This window comes from Pseudomonas sp. G2-4, assembly GCF_030064125.1.
GTDB lineage: Bacteria > Pseudomonadota > Gammaproteobacteria > Pseudomonadales > Pseudomonadaceae > Aquipseudomonas.
Genome location: NZ_CP125957.1, coordinates 2,139,417 through 2,153,456 on the forward strand (window position 1 = coordinate 2,139,417; position 14,040 = coordinate 2,153,456).

14 protein-coding genes and 1 pseudogene are annotated in these 14,040 nt (G+C 56.5%); 6 read left to right on the forward strand and 9 right to left on the reverse strand.

Features of this window, described 5'->3' with window-relative positions:
* Positions 1-66 precede the first annotated feature (66 nt).
* Entirely contained in the window at positions 67-1,179 is a 1,113-nt protein-coding gene (locus tag QNH97_RS09590) for a helix-turn-helix domain-containing protein (protein WP_283556603.1), read from the reverse strand.
* Positions 1,176-1,838, reverse strand: a complete 663-nt coding sequence (locus QNH97_RS09595) for a hypothetical protein (RefSeq protein ID WP_283556604.1) — start codon at positions 1,836-1,838, stop codon at positions 1,176-1,178. Before QNH97_RS09595 ends, QNH97_RS09590 begins: the two co-directional genes overlap by 4 nt.
* A 212-nt stretch (positions 1,839-2,050) precedes the next feature.
* Between QNH97_RS09595 and QNH97_RS09600 the strand changes: the two genes are divergently transcribed.
* The 3 genes from QNH97_RS09600 to QNH97_RS09610 all read left to right on the forward strand — a co-directional run bounded on the left by QNH97_RS09600 (position 2,051) and on the right by QNH97_RS09610 (position 4,475).
* Positions 2,051-2,326, forward strand: coding sequence for a BrnT family toxin (locus tag QNH97_RS09600; RefSeq protein WP_259746517.1), 276 nt, complete (start codon positions 2,051-2,053; stop codon positions 2,324-2,326).
* On the forward strand, positions 2,304-2,612 hold the full coding sequence (locus QNH97_RS09605; RefSeq protein ID WP_283556605.1) for a BrnA antitoxin family protein: 309 nt from the start codon (positions 2,304-2,306) through the stop codon (positions 2,610-2,612). The genes QNH97_RS09600 and QNH97_RS09605 overlap by 23 nt, the downstream gene beginning before the upstream one ends.
* A 1,383-nt stretch (positions 2,613-3,995) precedes the next feature.
* Positions 3,996-4,475 carry a hypothetical protein gene (locus QNH97_RS09610; RefSeq protein WP_283556606.1) on the forward strand — a complete coding sequence of 160 codons (480 nt, stop codon included), beginning with the start codon at positions 3,996-3,998 and terminating at the stop codon, positions 4,473-4,475.
* A 229-nt stretch (positions 4,476-4,704) separates the two neighbouring features.
* On the opposite strand, the gene QNH97_RS09615 is transcribed toward QNH97_RS09610, so the two are convergent.
* The 4 genes and pseudogenes from QNH97_RS09615 to QNH97_RS09630 all read right to left on the reverse strand — a co-directional run bounded on the left by QNH97_RS09615 (position 4,705) and on the right by QNH97_RS09630 (position 5,984).
* On the reverse strand, positions 4,705-5,427 hold the full coding sequence (locus QNH97_RS09615) for a metallophosphoesterase (RefSeq protein WP_283556607.1): 723 nt from the start codon (positions 5,425-5,427) through the stop codon (positions 4,705-4,707).
* An 89-nt stretch (positions 5,428-5,516) separates the two neighbouring features.
* Complete coding sequence (locus QNH97_RS09620; protein ID WP_283556608.1) at positions 5,517-5,657, reverse strand: hypothetical protein; 141 nt, start codon at positions 5,655-5,657, stop codon at positions 5,517-5,519.
* Between the two features lie 2 nt (positions 5,658-5,659).
* Positions 5,660-5,812: a hypothetical protein gene (locus QNH97_RS09625; RefSeq protein WP_283556609.1), complete on the reverse strand. Its 153-nt coding sequence runs from the start codon at positions 5,810-5,812 to the stop codon at positions 5,660-5,662.
* Positions 5,812-5,984 (reverse strand): annotated as a pseudogene (locus QNH97_RS09630) (YhfG family protein). The gene QNH97_RS09625 and the pseudogene QNH97_RS09630 overlap by 1 nt, the downstream one beginning before the upstream one ends.
* A gap of 170 nt (positions 5,985-6,154) precedes the next feature.
* On the opposite strand from QNH97_RS09630, the gene QNH97_RS09635 reads away from it, so the two are divergent.
* A complete protein-coding gene (locus QNH97_RS09635; RefSeq protein WP_283556610.1) occupies positions 6,155-7,372 on the forward strand; it encodes a putative DNA modification/repair radical SAM protein in 1,218 nt (405 codons plus the stop codon).
* Positions 7,372-8,202, forward strand: coding sequence for a TIGR03915 family putative DNA repair protein (locus QNH97_RS09640; RefSeq protein ID WP_283556611.1), 831 nt, complete (start codon positions 7,372-7,374; stop codon positions 8,200-8,202). The genes QNH97_RS09635 and QNH97_RS09640 overlap by 1 nt, the downstream gene beginning before the upstream one ends.
* 15 nt (positions 8,203-8,217) lie before the next feature.
* Here QNH97_RS09640 and QNH97_RS09645 read toward each other — a convergent pair whose 3' ends face one another.
* Positions 8,218-10,371: a WG repeat-containing protein gene (locus QNH97_RS09645; protein WP_283556612.1), complete on the reverse strand. Its 2,154-nt coding sequence runs from the start codon at positions 10,369-10,371 to the stop codon at positions 8,218-8,220.
* Positions 10,372-10,890: 519 nt separating this feature from the next.
* Between QNH97_RS09645 and QNH97_RS09650 the strand changes: the two genes are divergently transcribed.
* Positions 10,891-11,166, forward strand: coding sequence for a hypothetical protein (locus QNH97_RS09650; protein ID WP_283556613.1), 276 nt, complete (start codon positions 10,891-10,893; stop codon positions 11,164-11,166).
* A 63-nt stretch (positions 11,167-11,229) separates the two neighbouring features.
* Here the strand turns inward: QNH97_RS09650 and codA are convergent, their stop codons facing one another.
* Together codA and codB are read right to left on the reverse strand one after the other, a co-directional pair.
* A complete protein-coding gene (codA, locus tag QNH97_RS09655) occupies positions 11,230-12,477 on the reverse strand; it encodes a cytosine deaminase (protein ID WP_283556614.1) in 1,248 nt (415 codons plus the stop codon).
* A 12-nt stretch (positions 12,478-12,489) separates the two neighbouring features.
* The gene (gene codB / locus QNH97_RS09660; protein WP_283556615.1) at positions 12,490-13,761 is read right to left on the reverse strand and encodes a cytosine permease; all 1,272 of its coding nucleotides are present in this window, start codon (positions 13,759-13,761) and stop codon (positions 12,490-12,492) included.
* Positions 13,762-14,040 lie beyond the last annotated feature (279 nt).

The following is a 14,040-nucleotide window of genomic DNA, read 5'->3' on the forward strand; positions in this document are numbered from 1 at the left end:
GCCCTCATGAAAACAACGAAGCCGCCCGAGAGGGCGGCTTGCATCATCATTGATTGGTGAAGATTATCAGGCTTTGACTAAGCGGAGATTTGGCTTTCGCTTCGGGATGGAAACAGGCGAAGCCCCATAGTCGCCACTTATGACAACAGGTGCCATGCTGAAGAGGATTGGTATCAAATCATCCACAGACACATCCAGCTCTTTTGCGATTCCAGTGAGGGAGCGCCCAGTATCCCTAGCAAGGCCGAGAACCTTCTGAAGCACCTGAGAGGTTTCCCTCTGAGATGGCTCAGGCTCCTGAGTCCGAGCCCCCATAGAGGACAGCTCAATACACATGCTTCTGTAAACCCATTCTGACAGCACGCCTGTTTTGTGAAGGCGATAGGCCAAGGCCATAGCTGAAACGTTCCAGATCTTCTTTGCGCGGATAACGCCCTTAACCGAATTAACACTCCAGCCGTGGGCCAGGATGCTCTGATAAGGCATCAGGAAGGCGGACGCGAAAGCGTTGGCTTCGCTCTCAATCTCTTTCCCTTTGTTGCTGCCATGTCGGTGCAAAACCAAATGGCCAAGCTCATGGGCTGCGTCAAACCGGCTTGCTTCTGCAGACTTTTGTGTATTCAGAAAAACGAAAGGTGTTGTTCCCTTCCGCCAACATGAAAAGGCATTGACCTGATTGGTTTCTTCAGCAAGTGAGAAGACTCTGACTCCTTTTAGCTCAAGCAAATGGACCAGATTTTTTATGGGAAGCTGCCCAAGCCCCCATTCTACACGCACTGCCTCTGCTGCAGCTTCTGGGTCCATCCCCGAGCAGTCAGGAACTAAAGGGGCAGGCAGATGGTACTTCGAATCGATCCAGTCACTGAGCATGTACGCGATACCGCCCGCTGCAAGAGCTGCATCACGCTGACCAGCGGTCATTCGTGAAAATGATCTGAAGCTCGCATTCTCCTCGGTAGGGGCTTCCGGATCACGACCGGAAAAAAACGGAATCGGAAAACCCAAAGCCTGCGCGATGCAGGCCAAGCTCTCCTCAGTTGGCAACTGGTCTCCGTTCTCGTAGAGAGAAATCGTTTTACTGCTGAGCAATGTTGCATCCGCAAGCGATTTCTTCGTCCATCCTCGGCGTTGACGAGCTAGTACTAAACGGGCCGGATTGAAATCGCTTATGTCGTTCATGTTCTCGGTGTTACAGGAATATCGATAGATGGGCCTGCATCTGATCCACCGAAATCATCGGGGGCGTTCAGGTTCAGGGGCGGCATGATAAAGCGCGGTAGCCATCCGTCAACCTTACCGTTGTCGGCCATGTTGATCGGCCTCGAAAGCTCGTAGTGTACGACTTGGTTTTCCAGGTCAACGTAGAACAGGAGCATCCAGAAAATCTGCTCTGCCGAGGAGTCCAAAGGGAGTCGCTGCCTGTCGCTTCGGTCCACCGGGAACATGTCCATCTGACGAACGTTGTAGTGCACGCTACGGCTGGTCCTATTACCCCGCTTGTTGCGTGTCAGGGGGTCAGCGTGCGGATTGCCAGTGTTTTCGTCGCCACAGCACACAGTCACGGCATGCTTGTTGTCAGGGGAGATAATGCGAGGCTGGTTACTCGGGTCCGTTGGTTTCCATCCTTTCGGAAGGGTGAGGGCGCGAAGAGCCTCTGTCCCATAGATCCAAGCCAGGGTGCCACCTGAACCCTTTGGCTGGAGCGGACCTGCGTTAGAGGTCACACGGTAAAACTGAAGGGCTACAGTACGTAGGTCCTCAGCGGTAATCCCCAGTAGGCGTTCTACAGCCTGTTCGGGCGGTAAGCTTTCAATCTGGTTCAGAAAATCATTGGCCATTAGTGAAACTCTTCTTGTCGGGTTCCGCTTTTTATACATCATTTGATGTTAAAAAAAAAGAACTGCGTAAGAGGCCTTGGGGGTTACGTACGCCCGAGGGGGGTGCACAAGGACCATCCGGCTTCCCACCTATCAAGTCCTCCAGCCATAGTTAACGATGATCGTTATGTCCAACCCTTGTGCGGGTGATTTATTGTGGGTACAGTAATGGCATGCAGATTACTTATGACCCAGCCAAAGACGCTCGCAACGTTGAAGAACGTGGACTCCCATTTGCCCAAGTACGGGACTTTGAATGGTCTACGGCCTTGATCGTGGAAGATGATCGCTTCGACTACGGCGAGTGCCGGTATCGGGCGATGGGGTACATAGGTGATCGGCTGCATGTCGTGGTGTTCACCCCTCGGGGCGATGCGGTTCACGTCATCAGTTTTCGTAAAGCCAACAAACGGGAGGTCAAAAGCTATGACCAAGAAACTCAATCCTGAGATGGTCGATACGGCAAACCCTGAATGGTCGGCCAAGGACTTTGCCAAAGCCAAGCCAGCCAGCGACGTGTTGGCGGGGCTGTTTGGCAAGGCTCAGGCAAAGGAAATGCTCAAACCAAAGCGTGGTCGGCCAAAGTCGGCAGCCCCTAAAGAACACGTCAATGTTCGCTTTGATCCTGAGGTGCTGGAGCAATTCAGAGCCTCTGGGCCTGGCTGGCAAACGCGAATGAACGCTGCCTTAGCTGACTGGCTCAAGACACATACGCCAGATGAATTGAAGGCGTAGTCACCCGAGTTCATCGCCGAAACAATGAGCCGTCCACGTGACGGCTTTTTGCTGTCTGGGGATTGGCTTTTCCCATGGCAAAAGTCTGGCGCGGAACGATGAAGTTTTGCCTTTCAATAGCATGAAAAAACCCAGTTCAACATAGCATTTGAAGGGTGTCACGGCAAGCCTTAAGGGGCGTTCGGTCCAGTGAATACGGGGCCTTCAGGTGTGTGAGGCTCAGTCGGAGCGGGAATCTGCTGGGGCGGTCGATTGGCTTTGGGGAGTTGGCGTGCCACACATCTGGGCCAGTGACGTGCTTCAGCACCTGGCGCGCGCCGTCGTCCCCCCACCTCGCCTGCGGGCTAAATGGGTCGTTTTTTCTGCGTACCTGCGGATGCCTCGGAGCGGCCCAGGCTGGGCGCTTGCTTGGCGTTTTGGAATGGGCAAAAGCCTGCGGAACCCTGCGAGGGTAGGAGTAAAGCGGGATGGTGCCGGGGGTGGCTGTGGTTGTTTTCAGGAAAGGCGTCGGAAAAAGGTAATTAGGAAATGTGGTGCATGGCAAGTGCCTGAAGGCCCCGGTTTCATTGGCTTCCGTTGATTACTTGGGAAAGTTATTTTTAGTAATCTCTCAGGTATTTTTTTTGTAAGTCATTGATTTATAAGGGGTAGATCAATTCCATATATTACCTTTAAGAATAGTAATTACATAACCTATTTATTACTTGGATATTACCTTTCCGCTTTCGTCTCAACCCTTGGAAAATAAGGGCTGTAGCTAGTTCAGCCTCCTATATTACCTATATTACCTTCCTCCGATGCCTCACCCAAAAAAAACACTACTACTTACGCACGGTGCCGTGCGCTCGCCTCACTGCGCACTCATGACAATGATGTACGGACGCTCTCGCATACACAGTTGGGACGCGTGGATGTGCATGTCGATAGTGCTGGGATTGGAGCGACAGAATCTTGGACCAGGGGATAGGCGCGGTAGGTTGTACGGCTCGCCGGAGATGTCGTTTTAGGTGATGGGTGGTACGAAAGTGGTACGGGGTTTTATGGTCTGCTCTGTAACCACCGGATTACGTGGTCTGCGGGATTAGCCGTTCCAATCCATCATCGGGGCAACGGAGAAGCGGCGAGAGAGTGGAGCAGGTGCGACGAGGATTGGGGACATGGGCGTTTCTGAAATGGGCAAGGCTGGGAGGTGGGGAGTTTATCAGGATTGGGGGAGAGGTTGAGGCTCGTATTACGTGGATGGCATTTGGCTACTCATCGGCTACGCTTGGATTGATCCTGTGCAGGAGAATACTCATCTAGCGGTGCTGAAGTTTGCATCCAGATCACTCCAAGTGTCGAAGTCAATGAGGCTTTTATCGTACAAGCAATGAGGAGGAGGGTATGTCGTTCAATGATATTTCTTGCCATGTCTGGGCTATCGCTGGGTACTCTGATGATGACATCGCAAGGGCAGTGAACACGGCGTACACGGCGGCAATTCAGCAACTGGGTGCAGTTGCTAATAATCAAGGCGCCCGAACAGCCGCCTTGACCCATATAGTTATCACTGTTCGGGCGAATCAGAATTCCGTTATAACTGCTGACCCCTGCATCATATACGGAGGGTTTCGCCGAGGGCAGAGCGGTCCTGAACATATGTGGTTGGAATATAACGGTAGAATATATGAGACCATGCCGGGATATAGCATGTACTCTGAGCTGGCTAGTAATGCCAGTAGGAACAATCCACAGCTTGAAAATGATCATTTCACGGCAGCGCAGGTGGGTGTTGTTCGCTCCCATCTAACGGACGATCAGAGATCAATGATTGACGATTATCATATGTTGTTGGATGCGGGAGATCCGATGGAAGATGATTAGCGATAGAGAGCAACCGTTTGAATCCAAGTAGCAAAGAGTTGATGTGCAGTTGATTTTCTTGGTTTCTGGGCGTGAATTTAAGCAATGGGTCATGAGCGTTTGAGGGGTGGAAGGTGTGGGCGATCAGAAAGACATGGCCTCCTAATCAAAGGGACGATCGCCGGTTGTTTGCCTTGCGCGGGGAAAATTTTTATCAGGTGCGGAATGGGGAATGCCGCTTATCACGTACTCACCGGCTCATGCCGATGCTGGTGATGGTTTCGGTTTTGATCTCTACGAGGCTTAATGCGCCATCGGAAAATGAGCAGCCAGTGTCGATGTAGACGACGTTACCCAAGCGCATGACACTGGGTACTGTTGAGTGACCCACATAGAGTCGAGTTATTCCTCCGATGGAAGTGTGGTCTTCTCGCTCGATTTTTTCCCTGGCATACAGTGCTGTTTTCAAGGCTTGTTGTTGATTTGGTTTTCCGAGTCTTCCAGTAATAGCGTCTTTCGCTTCCGGCCAGCCATCGTTACTCTTGGTGGCAGGGGCTTCGGCATGGACTATTCCGATGACTTGATCGTTTGATAAGTTGATTTCAATGATCAATGGAAGCTCTTGCAAAACTTTTAAGAGTTCACGCTGGGCGACGGGCTGTAACTCGTAGAGCCAAGCCCCACCATTTCGAATATGCCTGGATATGTCGCCGTGGCCCGAGATGCATTCAATAAGCATATGTTCATGATTGCCGCGAACCGCATGAAACCACGGTTTTTCAAGCCAGTTCAGTACCTCTATAGAGTCGGGGCCTCGGTCGATGAGGTCTCCCACAGAAAAAATGCGGTCCACTTCGGTATTGAAGTCCAACTTATCCAGGGCTTTTGTTAGAAGCTTGAAATGCCCGTGAATGTCGCCCACCACAAAATCACGACCTGCTTTGTTGGGTGGGAATGATTTCGTCCGGTACATTTTTTGTGCTTTAGCAGATTTTAATGGGTGGCAACTTTATCACTCGGTGCAATGAACCGTAAGGCGCTGAACGTGGGAAAATCGTGTGATCAAGGTTGAATCGCCTGCCCGATACACTTCTCGAAAACCTGCTCCATCGGCGCCAGGGCGCAGTTGTAAGCCGCAATGTTGGCAAAAATCCATTCTTCCTTTTCGATCCCCCACCAGCTGATTTCAAATCCGGCATTCATGATCAGGTGTTCAAAAAGAATGCGCTGCGCCCGGCCATTGCCCTCGCGGAAGGGGGGGCGACGTTGATATCGGAATAGACTTCGGCGACAGCGACGATCAGGTCCGCACGGTTTAGCCCCTCGACCAGTTCGCCGACGCCATATTTGTCTGGCATCAGGCCTTGGTCTTGGCGAAAGTCTTCAAGACCTCTTCACGGGTCGGCATTTTTTTTCTTCGCCGTCCGCCAAGGTCATTTTGAAGCCTTCCAGGCGCAGGCTGGCCACATAGTTGGAGCGACGTGTCCGGGCTGCGTAGGCTTTTTTGGTTTCAAGGCTGATATTGCCCATGGGGCTGGACCTCAATCGCGTTGGTGTGCCGATTATAGCCCATCCCGCTGGCATGGCCTATGTCGCGCCTTGGACGGGTTGGCCGTCCTCGGTTCAGAATTGACCAATGGCGCTTGCATCGGCGTGCATCTCAAAATACTGTGTATATATCCAGTATCGAGAGCGCTCCCATGCAACTGATCGCCAAGCTCGGCATTCTCGCCGACGCTGCCAAATATGATGCCTCCTGCGCCAGCAGTGGTGCTCCCAAGCGTAGCTCCCGCGGCCGCGAGGGGCTGGGCGCCACCGATGGCATGGGGATCTGCCACAGCTACACGCCGGATGGGCGCTGTGTCTCGTTGCTGAAGGTTTTGCTGACCAATTTCTGCCTGTACGACTGCCAGTACTGTGTCAACCGGCGTTCCAGCAATGTGCCAAGGGCGCGCTTCACGCCGGAGGAGGTGGTGCGGCTGACCCTGGATTTCTATCGCCGCAACTGCATCAGCGGCCTGTTCCTGAGCTCCGGCATCATTCGTTCGGCGGATTACACCATGGAGCAGTTGATACGAGTGGCGCGGTTGCTGCGGGAAGAGCACCAGTTCCGTGGCTATATCCATCTCAAGACCATTCCCGACGCCGATCCGCTATTGATCGAGGAGGCGGGGCGTCTGGCTGATCGCTTGAGTGTGAATATTGAACTGTCCTCCGAGATCAGTCTCAAGCGCCTCGCACCCGAAAAGCAGTTGACGACGATCCGCCAAGCCATGGGCACCATCCACCTGGGTCAACAAGCGGTGGCCGGGGAGGCGAGGGCGCCTCGTTTCGCTCCGGCCGGGCAGAGCACCCAGGTGATCGTGGGGGCGGATGCCACCGATGACCACGCCATCCTGAGCAACGCCGAGTCGCTCTACCAGGGGTACGGCTTGCGGCGGGTCTACTATTCGGCATTCAGTCCGATTCCCGACAGCCCTGCCAGCGTGCCCCTGGCGGCGCCTCCATTGCTGCGCGAGCACCGGCTCTACCAGGCCGACTTTCTCATGCGCGGTTACGGTTACACGGCGGGTGAGCTTTTGAGCAAAACCAGTAACCTGGACCTGGACATCGACCCCAAGCTGGCTTGGGCGCTGGCCAACCGTGATGTTTTTCCACTGGACGTCAATCGCGCCGAGCCAGCTTTGCTGGCGCGTATTCCGGGAATTGGGTTGCGTAGCGTCCAACGTCTGGTTGTCCTGCGCCGGGAGCGGCGCGTTCGCTATGACGACTTGGTGCAGTTGCGTTGCGTGCTGGAGAAGGCACGGCCGTTCATTGTCACCAGCGACTACCGGCCACCTGAAGCACAGGTGCGAAGCGGCCTGCTGCGGGCGCGCTTGCGCGATCCCCAGAGGCCGGTGCAGATGGGGTTGTGGTGATGATCGCCTTGGCGTGTGATGACGATTTTTCTACCTGGCGCGATCAGGCACGGACGCTGCTCGGTCATGGAATAGACCCCAGCGATGTCACTTGGGCTCAAGGCCCTACAGCCGATTTGTTGGCCGAGCCAACGCCGCTACCACAAGATCCGGGACCGTTCCGCACGCGGGTGCCCGCGGCTTTGTTAGCGCTACTTGAACAGGCCGGACGCTACCAGGGTGAACAACGTTGGAACCTGCTGTACGAAGTGCTCTGGCGCGTCGCCCATGGCGACCGCACCGCGATGCTGGCTGGTGATCGCCTGGGCAGCGAATTGCAGCGCAGGATCAAGCAGGTCCAGCGTGAGGCTCATCACCTGCACGCCTTCGTGCGCTTCATCCCGTTGCCGCAGGCAATCGCCGAGTCATTACAGCTGGATCTGGTGTCCTTTCACCAGCCAGCCCATGACATCCTTGAAAGCGCGAGCGGGCATTTTGCCGATCGACTTGGCAAACAGCGCTGGCTGATCGCAACGTCTCGCGACGGCATCCGCTTCGACGGCCAGAGGTTGGACTACCAGCGCCATTGTCCGGAGCAATGGCGACAATGGGCGCGTCACGCCGAAGATCCTGGCGCCGAGCTGTGGCGGACCTATTACCGACACATTTTCAACCCGGCGCGGCTCAACCCCCAGGCGCTGCGCCAGCACATGCCCGGGCGCTTCTGGCGGCACCTGCCGGAAGGGGATCTGATTCCTCAACTGGTGGGCCAGGCGCGGCAGGGTAAGCAGCGGGATGGGCAAGCGCTGGAGGTGAGGGAGAAGAAAGGTAAGCGGATAATGAGCCCCTGAGTTTTGAGGCCCCCCTTATTCTTCTTCCTTCACAAGATTGCCATCGGCGTCATAGACCAGGTACTCGTCAGAATTGTTCGGATCCCTCACGCTGTAACGGGCTTCGTTGCCGTTATCAGGGACGGTCATGCTGGTGTAGGAGCCGAGCTTCTTGAATTGTTCGTTGCGTTGACTGATCAGCACTAGCCCAGATCCACTTCCGGCCGGGATGGCGGCGGCGTAGCGAGTCTGGAACGCGTTGATGCTGTTGTACTCCAGCGGAATCCGCAATCTACCGGTCAGGTCGATGGCCCCATAGCTCTGGTCACGGCCGACCACTGCCATACCATTGGAAAACGGCTCCACCTCGTCATAGGGCAGTTTGATGGGAAGCAGCGTGCCCTGGCGGTTGATAAACGCAAACTTCTTACTTTTAGCGTCCTGCACCAACAACGGTTGCTCGCCAAAAAAACGGCCGATCACGTTGTAACCCTGGGCGTTGATTCGCTTGCCTTCCAGGTTGAAGACGTCCTGGCGACTCTGGTCGGCTGAGTGGGTGTAGAGGTAATCACCGCTTTGCTCAATGTTGGAGAACTGCGGTGGCAGAATCTCCTTGCCGGCCAGGGTATAAGCGCCGTAGTGGCCTTCCGTGGCATAGGTTTTAGTGCCGAGACGGGCAATGAACACGTTGCCGGTGACCGTGGGATTGACGAACTTCATTGGCAGCGTGAAGCGGTGCGCCTTGGCGTCGTAGATCCCATAGGGGCCGTTGGTTTCACGCTCTACCAGCAGCAGGTCATTGTCCAATGTTTGCGATATGTATTCGAACGGCAGGTTTATGAGTTTATTGCTGCCGGCGGCGAAGTAAGCGAGTTGGCTCCGCACCTCCTGCACGTCCCGTTGCGGCTCGCTGGATTTTTCCAGCGTAAACAACGTGTAGGTATCCGCCACTCCGCCATCCTGCACTTCTGTCCAGCGCGGTTTGATCAACCACTGTCCGGCCTGATCGATGAAGCCGTAAAGACCGGATTTCCGCTCGCGGGCGATGTAACGCGTTTGCTCCGCCAGGAGGTTGTGCACCTCGTCGATAACGACTGTGTTGTCTTCCATCGGATCGAGCACATGAATGACGATACGCTGCGGCGCGGCCTCGAACTGGTAGTCGACCTCGGTGTTTTTCAGCGGCCCCGCCTGGGTGGAAAGATTGTTCGCCAGTTGCTCCACGTGTTGTTGCACAGCCTGACTGGTCTTGAACCGATCGAGATCCTCCTTGGTCTGCAGCAGGGCTTTGTAAAAAGCATGCATCGCCGCAATATCGCCGTCCGAAGGGAAGGAGCGGGAGCTGTTGCCATTGCTGTAAAGCGCCTTGCCCGAGTCGGTCAAACCCTGCACTACGAAGGTCGACATTTTGGGCGTGCTCAGCCGTATCGAGGCGCTGGCGTCACCCAGGGCCGTGAGCTGAAAGGATTGGCCGTCTTCCAGGGTCACTCGCGGATGGTCTTTGTCCAAGACCACTTTTTTGAACGCCGGGTAGCTGCGGTATGCGATCGTCAGGCTGAGGCTGGCCAAGGGTTTGTTGACCGCCAGGGTGATGGGGGCATCGAACGACTCGCTCTCATCAGGGCCTGATTTGGAGGACACCTTGATATCGGCGAACGCTTTCTCGCTGCCGTCTCGAAAACGCAAGCGTTCTGGACGGTACTGTTCGGCCGCCGGCTCATCCGGCGTGGCGGCACGCTTCCAGAGGGGGTCAAGGTTGCTGGTATCGAACCGCACTTCGGAACTGTCGGCAAACAGCCTCTGGGCAAAGCGCAGGTCCTGGCTCGCTGCCAGCGCCGTTTTCACCTGTGTGCTGGTGACAGGAACAAACAGCTCCTCGTATTGCAGGTCTTGCTTGCTGGCCGACTCGGTCTTGTCAACGGTCAGGCTAAATTCTGAGTCAATGACCACGTCCAGGATTCTTAGGGTTTCGCCGGTGTCGTGGATCAGGTAATTCAGACGCTTTTGCGCCTCAGGCAGCGTCAACGTGCCGATGTCCTCTATGCCTCCTTCGTTCATGTCCTCGGGGGTGAAGCTTTCATCTGCCCACGTAGTGCTCTGGCGAAACAGGTAGTAGGACGCAGCGCCCACCCCTAACAGGATCGCGCTCAGTATCAACAGCAATCTCAAACGAGGCTGGGTAAGGTTCATTTTTGGCTTCGGCGGCTAAAGGGCGGGGAAAGTGCCGGTAGCTAACCACACCGCATTGCGGCCTGCCAATGGTCTGGATAGCTTTAATTGCGTGATGAAATCCAGGCGTGTCGAGCCGCTAAGGTTGGACACGCGGCACAATCCATCGCCGGACACCCCCATCGGAAATTTCCCTCAAGCTGCGTCGCTCCCCGCTGACTGTTCACCCGATCGCTCCATACGCTACATTCCCTCCGTCGCTGTAATTAGCGACAGGGTGTGGAAGCCCTAAGCACCTAGGATTTGTTCAATTAATCCTGAGAACACTCAATGAAAAAAGGTTACAGCTATTGCTTTGAAACATGTGTCCGTAAGGTGCACGTCATTTCAACCTCGCTCGAATCATTCGCCATTCCATCAAGCTCCACCTCTATCTCCTGCTCACCCCCTGAGCCCCCAGCCTGGATTCGGCCCCCTAGTCAGTGGCTCCTCAGTACCGAACTCGCTACTGATCTTCCATCCCCGCAGGAGTAACCCCTCATGTCCCGCTACATGCCCATTACCGGAATCGAAAACAATTTCCACGCGCTCCTGATCGACACCGAAGCGCCCCTGGACGTGCTGCACGACACGGCCGCCTACCGCATCGCCGCTGTCACGCAATTGCTGGAAAACCTCGCAATGCGTTCAGACATCAGCACGGACGCCGTGGTACTGCATGATTTCGCCCAGGTGTTGGCGATTCCGTTGCGAGCCGGTTGTGATTTGCTGGATGTGATCGGGAGGCGATTGCAGGCACCGCTTCTGGCGTCGTAAGGGAGGTGGGCGATCCTCGGGGATCGCCTACTCAATGGCGCCGCGGCTCCCACAGGGTTTGTATCAGCCCAACAGCGGAGCAAACTCCACCACCGGCATCTGTCGCTTCATCAGCACTTCACCGTTGCGAATCGAGTAGAGCGGCAACCCCTGGCTGCGGATCACTTCGTAATCACTGTCGGCCGACAGGATCAGCAGGTTCGCCGGGCGTCCGGGTTCCAGGCCGTAGCGCTCGCCCAGGGCCATGGCCTTGGCGCTGTTGTCGGTGACCAGGTCGAGGGCGCTTTGCAGGTTGCGGTAGCCGAGCATGTGACAGATATGCAGCCCAGCTTCCAATACCCGCAGGATGTTGCCATTGCCCAGTGGATACCAAGGGTCGACGATGGAGTCCTGGCCGAAGCACACGTTCATGCCGGCTTCGAGCAGTTCATTGACCCGGGTGACGCCGCGGCGCTTGGGGAAGTTATCAAAACGCCCTTGCAGGTGGATGCTTTCGGTGGGGCACGAGACGAAGCTGATGCCCGAGTGCCCGAGCAAGCGAAACAGTTTGGCGCAGTAGGCGTTGTCGTAGGAGCCCATGGCCGTGGTGTGGCTGGCCGTGACCCGTGCGCCCATATCGCGGCTGCGGGCTTCTTCGGCGAGCACTTCGAGGAAGCGCGAATGCGGATCGTCGGTTTCGTCGCAATGCACATCCACCAGGCAACCGGTACGTTCGGCCAGGTCCATCAGGAACTTCACCGAGCTGACGCCCTGGTCGCGGGTGTATTCGAAGTGTGGGATGCCGCCCACCACGTCGGCGCCCATGCGGATCGCTTCTTCCATCAGTTCGCGGCCGTTGCGGTAGGACTCGATGCCCTCCTGGGGAAACGCGACGATCTGCATATCAACCAAGTGACGGCTTTCCTCGCGCACTTCCAGCATCGCCTTGAGGGCTGTGAGTTCAGGGTCGGTTACGTCGATATGGGTGCGCACATGCTGGATGCCATGGGCGGCGAGGGTCTGGATGGTTTTCTTGGCGCGGGTCTTGGTGTCTTCCTGGGTGATGGTGGCCTTGCGTTCACCCCAGCACTCGATGCCTTCGAACAGCGTACCGCTCATGTTCCAGCGCGGTTCGCCGGCGGTGAGGGTCGCGTCCAGGTGGATGTGTGGCTCGACGAAGGGTGGCACCACCAGGTTACCGCCGGCATCGAGGTCTTCCGGGCCCAGGCTGGGGGCCTCGGTCTGACGGGCTATGTTGGCGATCAGGCCATTTTCCAGGTGCAGTTCATGCAAGCCTTCGCGGTTGCGCAGGCGGGCGTTGATGATGTGCATCAGGCGAATCCTTTATAGGTCTTGTAGTGGTGCGTCGGCGGTGCGAGTACCCATTACGCCGATCAATAGCACATACGTTAGCGCGCCGGTGGCGATTCCTACCAGTGGCGCGACCCAAGGCGAATTGAACGCAGCGACGGTGCCGACTCCGTAAGCAAACAGCCCGGGCCAGTTGAACGCTGGCAACTGCGCTTCGGCCAGGCGGGGATAGCGACCGCGCCAGCGGAAGAAGAAATCGGCCATGATCACGCCGCCGATGGGCGGGATCACGGTGCCCAGCAGAATCAGGTACGGCACCAACAAATCGTACATGCCCAGCAGGGCCAGCAGCGTGCCGATCACGGCGCCGCCCAGGGTTACGGTTCTACGCCGACGGGTGCGCAGCAGGTTGCAACCGGCCACGGCGAAGTTGTAGATGGTGTTGTCCTGGGTGCTCCAGATGTTGAGCAGCAGCATCGCCATCGCCGCCATGGCAAAGCCCTGCAACAGCAACATTTCGACCACGTCCGGCTGTTGATAGACGATGGCCCCGTAGGCGCCGATCAGCACCATCAGGCCGTTGCCGAGGAAGAAACCGATCAGACTCGCCAGCACCGCGACTTTCGCCGAACGGGAGAAACGCGTCCAATTGGTCGCCTGGGTCGCGCCGCTGACAAAGGTGCCGAACACCAGCGTAATGGCGGTGGACCAGTCGAGGCTGCCCGTTGGCACTACCGCCAGCAAGCCGTCGAGACCACCGACCTTCACCGTCGCCACCCACATCGACAACATCAGCAGCAACATCATGGCCGGCACGGCGATGTACGACAGGATTTCCAGACCGCGATATCCGATGTAGGCCGTGGCGCAGAATCCCAGGCCGAACAGCACCATCAAGCCCAGCACGGTGCCCTGGTCCAATTCGAAATACTTGCCCAGCACCACCGCGGCAGTCGCGGTGCCCCAGGCGTACCAGCCGATCTGGGTGAAGCCCAGGATCAAGTCGCTGAGCTTGCTGCCCACCTCGCCGAAACAGAAGCGGCCCATCAGTACCGAATTGAGCCCGCTCTTGAACGCGATGTAGCCCAGGCCCGCGGCATAGAGGCCCAGCAGCAGATTGCCGATGATGATGACCGTGAGCATTTCGGCAAAACCGAACGCGACCCCCAGCTTGCCCCCGGCAAACATCGTGGCGGTGAAAAAGGTGAAACCCAGCAGCACCATGGCCGTGGACGCCAGGCCCTTGCGGGCATGCATCGGGACTTCGCTCAAGGGGTAGTCGTTGCCCGGATCGTTCTGAGTCATGTGGCGGTCCTTGCGGATGAGGGGGAGTATCGCAAGCGTGCAGCGGCCGTGCCAAACGAGTGATCGCGAGGTTATGTATAGACAATCTTTGGGATTGGGGGGACGAAGGGATCAAAAGCGGTGCGCGGGTGATTCAAGTTGGAACACAGATCTCATCGCGCATGAAGATCCCCTGTGGGAGCGAGCTTGCTCGCGAATGCGGTGAGTCCGGTAGGAATGTATTGGCTGACACACCCCTTTCGCGAGCAGGCTCGCTCCCACAGGGGAGTGCAGTGTTTT